This is a genomic window from Mesorhizobium metallidurans STM 2683, assembly GCF_000350085.1.
GTDB classification, from domain to species: Bacteria; Pseudomonadota; Alphaproteobacteria; order Rhizobiales; family Rhizobiaceae; genus Mesorhizobium; species Mesorhizobium metallidurans.
This window is the reverse complement of the sequence record NZ_CAUM01000091.1, coordinates 1-3,619: the sequence shown is the minus strand read 5'-3', so window position 1 is coordinate 3,619 and position 3,619 is coordinate 1. Positions and strand designations below refer to the sequence as shown.

Sequence of the window (3,619 nt, the reverse complement as noted above, 5' to 3'; positions counted from 1 at the left end):
CGGCAAGGTTTTTGCACTTGCGTTGCCGGGCCGAAATCACTAGGCAACAGACCGTTCGGAGTGTAGCGCAGCCTGGTAGCGCATCTGGTTTGGGACCAGAGGGTCGGGAGTTCGAATCTCTCCACTCCGACCATCAATCTCGATGCCCCGGAATCGAAACCGTCTGTAAGCGAGCTCGCCGGGCGAGGACCCCAACCGCCTACCACTCCCGGCGAGCCTACTACCTGATTGATACGCATCAGGACCGGGATTAGCCGGCAAGCTGGTGTTGCAAGACGGATGCCAGTTATTTTTTCCCGAAATGGGACACCGACCCCGGTGGTCGATCGATGATGCGGCGACGCAAATACGCAATACCAGCCTCAGAGTACGCTTTCGATATCGGTCTTGGCGAAGTCGTCGCCGACATAGAGCAGGCGACAGGCATGCTCCTTTGTGACCTCGTAAGCGAAACAGTCGCCGAAATTGAGCGCCGCCGGGTGGACGCCCTTGCCCCACTGGTTGTAGGTCTCGGCAATTCGGCGCGCCGAAGCCGGCGTCACCGTCACCACCTCGAAGCCGAGCCCGTCGATCAGGCTCGACAATTCCGTGGCGACGCCGCGCCGGGCCGCCACGATCAACGCCTCGGCCATGGTGCCGGCGGAAATCAGAAGATCGTCCGCGGCTTCGATCGCTTCGATGCATGCGCCGGCCTCAGGCTCGTCCAAGACGATCGCCATCAATGCCGAAGTGTCGACCGCGATCATTCCGGCAAGCCGTCATCGCCATAGAGAAAATCCTGACTTCGCGCGGCGGAGGGACCGCTGGCGGCCTTTGCGGCGCCCGACGCACGCACGGCCTCCAGCAAGGCGCGGCGGCTCCTGCTGTCCGGCCGGGACCGGATGGGCACCAAACGCACGGCGGCATGGCCATGGCGGGTCAGGATGATTTCATCCCCCGCCTCGGCACGGCGCACCAACTCGGTCAGCTGTCCCTTGGCGTCCGTCACGGATATCTGCATGCTCGGCTCCCATGGCACCGTTGTCGTCGATATCTAAAATAGACCATTCAATGGTCCATTTCAATCGAGAGATACGCAGAGCGGAGCGCGTCCCATGGATCCGTTCAAACGCGACGCGCTTCAGATGTCGAACTCTGCCTGCCCCTCGTCCATGGCGCTGACAGTCTCGGCGGCAAGCGCTCTTGTGATCGGCGTCTTGCGTTCGAGTGCGGTGCGGTCGAGCCGCTCGACCACCCGCATGGCGGTCGCCAGGGAGCGCTCGATGCGGCGCACCAGATATTGCACGACATGCGGCTCGACCTCGATCTGGCGGTCGGCGAACAGCTTGGTGATGACGCCGGCGAGAAGCAGATCGTCGGGTTCGTGGATTTCGACCGTCGCCGCCGCTTTCAGCCGCGAGGCAAGATCGGGCAGCCGGACACCCCAGGCGGATGGGAAGCGCCGCGCGGTCAACAGCAGGGTCGAATGGGCGCCGCGCACCGCATTGATAAGGTGGAACAGCCCCTCCTCATCGACCGGGCCGGCATCGACATCGTCGATCAAGGCCGGGCGGGCGCCGAGCTCGGCGATGCAACCGCCGATGCGGCCGGCATCGACCGCCACCGCGCCGGCACGGGCCTGCCAGATCGAGGCCAGATGCGTCTTGCCGGAGCCGGCCGGGCCGGCCAGCACCACCACCGGCGAGGGCCAGTCCGGCCAGCGGTCGACCAGCGCCACCGCCTGGCTGTTGGTGCCGGAGACGACGAGTTCATCGCGCGAATAGCCGGTGCCGTGGCCGAGATCGAGCGGCAACTGGCGTGGCGGATCGATCTTGTTGTCGGTCATCCCTCTCAGCCGCGCGGCGCCCCCCTGCGGCGGCTGGGCGGCAGCGGCGGAACCGGTTCGGTGCTGTGCCCTTTGTAGAGCGGCGATTCGAGATAGCGAGCAATCGCAAAGCGCACCAGAACGGCGACCGCCGCCGAAGCCGGCACCGCGATCAAAAGGCCGACGAAGCCGAACAGCGCGCCAAAGGCAAACAGCGCGAACATCAGCCACACCGGATGCAGGCCGACGCTTTTGCCGACCAGCCGCGGCTGCAGGATGTTGCCCTCGATGAACTGGCCGACGAAGAACACACCGGCCACCGCCGCCACCATGGTCCAGTCGGGCCAGAACTGAACGAAGGCGACGCCGACGGCCAGCACCAGCCCGGTCAGCGAGCCGACATAGGGGATGAAGGAGATCAGTCCGGCGAACAGGCCGATGAGGATGGCGAAATTCAGTCCGGTCAGCGTCAGGCCGGTGGCGTACATGACGCCCAGCACCAGGCAGAGCGTGCCCTGGCCGCGCACGAAACCGGCGGTAGCGGTGTTGATGTCGTTGGCGATCGCCCGCACGGTCCGAACGTAGTCGCGCGGCACCCAGCCGTCGACGATCGCTACCATGCGGTCCCAGTCGAGCAGCATGTAGAAGGCGACGACAGGCGTGACCACGAACAGGCTGACCACCGACACCAGCGCCACGCCGGAGCTCCAGATCGAGGTGAACACAGTGGTCAGGAGGCCGAAACCGGAGGTGAGCAACGAGTTCAGCCCGTCGCGCAGGCCATTGGCGTCGACGCCGAATTTCTGTTCCAGCCATTGCGGATCGAAGCTGGTGATCAGCGCCTGCAGCCGGGTCAGATATTCCGGCAATTTGCTGGCGAAATCGGCCATCTGCGAGGCCAGCACCGGAACCAGGATGACGAAGGCCAGCACCAGAACGACGATGAAGGCAATGAGGATGACCACGGTCGCCATGAGGCGCGACAGGCCGAGCCGCTGCAGCCGGTCGGCGACGGGATCCAGGAAATAGGCCAGCACCATGCCGGCGACGAAGGGCAACAGGATGCTGCTGAAGACATAGAGGAACAGCGCCAAAAGGACGGCCGTGCCCAGCCAGAAGAAGATCTGCCGTCGGAATACGCCTGCTGCCGCCTCCTTGGCGGCTTCATCGTCAGGTGCCCGGTGTGGAGCCTTCGCCATAGCCGCTCATATGCCTCAGCCAAGCCACGAGATAGGCCGCGGCCGAAGTCACGGTCAAGACCCCGGACAGGATTATGAGCGCCGGCCTCAGCGGGTCGAGGTTGATGCCGAAGGCGAGTTCGCCCAGCACCACGGCCGCCAGCGCGATCTGGATGGCGGTGTTGGCCTTCGAGACGAAGAGCGGCTTCATCTCGACCGGATGGCTCATGACGCTGGACAACAGCACGGCGAAAACGATCAACGCATCGCGCGACACCATCATCACCACCAGCCACAGCGGCAGCTCGCCGATGAAGCCCATGACGACGAACACCGAGACCAGAAGCAATTTGTCGGCCATCGGGTCGAGATAGGCGCCGAGCTGCGAATGCTGGTTGAAATGGCGGGCGATGAAACCGTCGACGCCATCGGAAATGCCGGCCACGAGAAAGCCGGCAAAGGCCCAGTCCCAGCGCATGTTCAACATCGCCAGCACCACGGCCGGCACCAGCACGAAACGCATGATCGTGATCATGTTGGGGATGGTCAAGGCGATGTCCCGTCGCTTTTTGTTAGCTGATACATGATGGAGATGGCGGATGGGCGCAAGGGAGAAGCTGCCGATCTCCCCCCTCGC

General features: G+C 64.2%; 5 protein-coding genes and 1 tRNA gene. 1 reads left to right on the top strand and 5 read right to left on the bottom strand.

The genetic code is table 11. From position 1 onward, the window contains the following. Positions 1 to 56: 56 nt before the first annotated feature. A tRNA-Pro gene (locus MESS2_RS14270) sits at positions 57 to 133 on the top strand. 229 nt (positions 134 to 362) lie between these two features. On the opposite strand, the gene MESS2_RS14265 is transcribed toward MESS2_RS14270, so the two are convergent. The 5 genes from MESS2_RS14265 to MESS2_RS14245 all read right to left on the bottom strand — a co-directional run bounded on the left by MESS2_RS14265 (position 363) and on the right by MESS2_RS14245 (position 3,532). Further along, entirely contained in the window at positions 363 to 746 is a 384-nt protein-coding gene (locus MESS2_RS14265) for a type II toxin-antitoxin system VapC family toxin (protein ID WP_008875045.1), read from the bottom strand. Next, positions 743 to 1,000 carry a type II toxin-antitoxin system Phd/YefM family antitoxin gene (locus tag MESS2_RS14260; protein WP_008875044.1) on the bottom strand — a complete coding sequence of 86 codons (258 nt, stop codon included), beginning with the start codon at positions 998 to 1,000 and terminating at the stop codon, positions 743 to 745. The genes MESS2_RS14265 and MESS2_RS14260 overlap by 4 nt, the downstream gene beginning before the upstream one ends. Before the next feature lie 120 nt (positions 1,001 to 1,120). Next, entirely contained in the window at positions 1,121 to 1,825 is a 705-nt protein-coding gene (gene hdaA, locus MESS2_RS14255) for a DnaA regulatory inactivator HdaA (protein ID WP_008875043.1), read from the bottom strand. Positions 1,826 to 1,830: 5 nt separating this feature from the next. Further along, positions 1,831 to 3,003 carry an AI-2E family transporter gene (locus tag MESS2_RS14250; RefSeq protein WP_008875042.1) on the bottom strand — a complete coding sequence of 391 codons (1,173 nt, stop codon included), beginning with the start codon at positions 3,001 to 3,003 and terminating at the stop codon, positions 1,831 to 1,833. Beyond that, positions 2,975 to 3,532, bottom strand: coding sequence for a CDP-alcohol phosphatidyltransferase family protein (locus MESS2_RS14245; protein ID WP_008875041.1), 558 nt, complete (start codon positions 3,530 to 3,532; stop codon positions 2,975 to 2,977). Before MESS2_RS14245 ends, MESS2_RS14250 begins: the two co-directional genes overlap by 29 nt. Positions 3,533 to 3,619: the final 87 nt, after the last annotated feature.

Excerpts from the sequence above, each read along its gene's own strand:
- MESS2_RS14265 (WP_008875045.1), bottom strand. The coding sequence starts at position 746 with ATGATCGCGGTCGACACTTCGGCATTGATGGCGATCGTCTTGGACGAG.
- MESS2_RS14260 (WP_008875044.1), bottom strand. The coding sequence starts at position 1,000 with ATGCAGATATCCGTGACGGACGCCAAGGGACAGCTGACCGAGTTGGTG.
- hdaA (WP_008875043.1), bottom strand. The coding sequence starts at position 1,825 with ATGACCGACAACAAGATCGATCCGCCACGCCAGTTGCCGCTCGATCTC.
- MESS2_RS14250 (WP_008875042.1), bottom strand. The coding sequence starts at position 3,003 with ATGGCGAAGGCTCCACACCGGGCACCTGACGATGAAGCCGCCAAGGAG.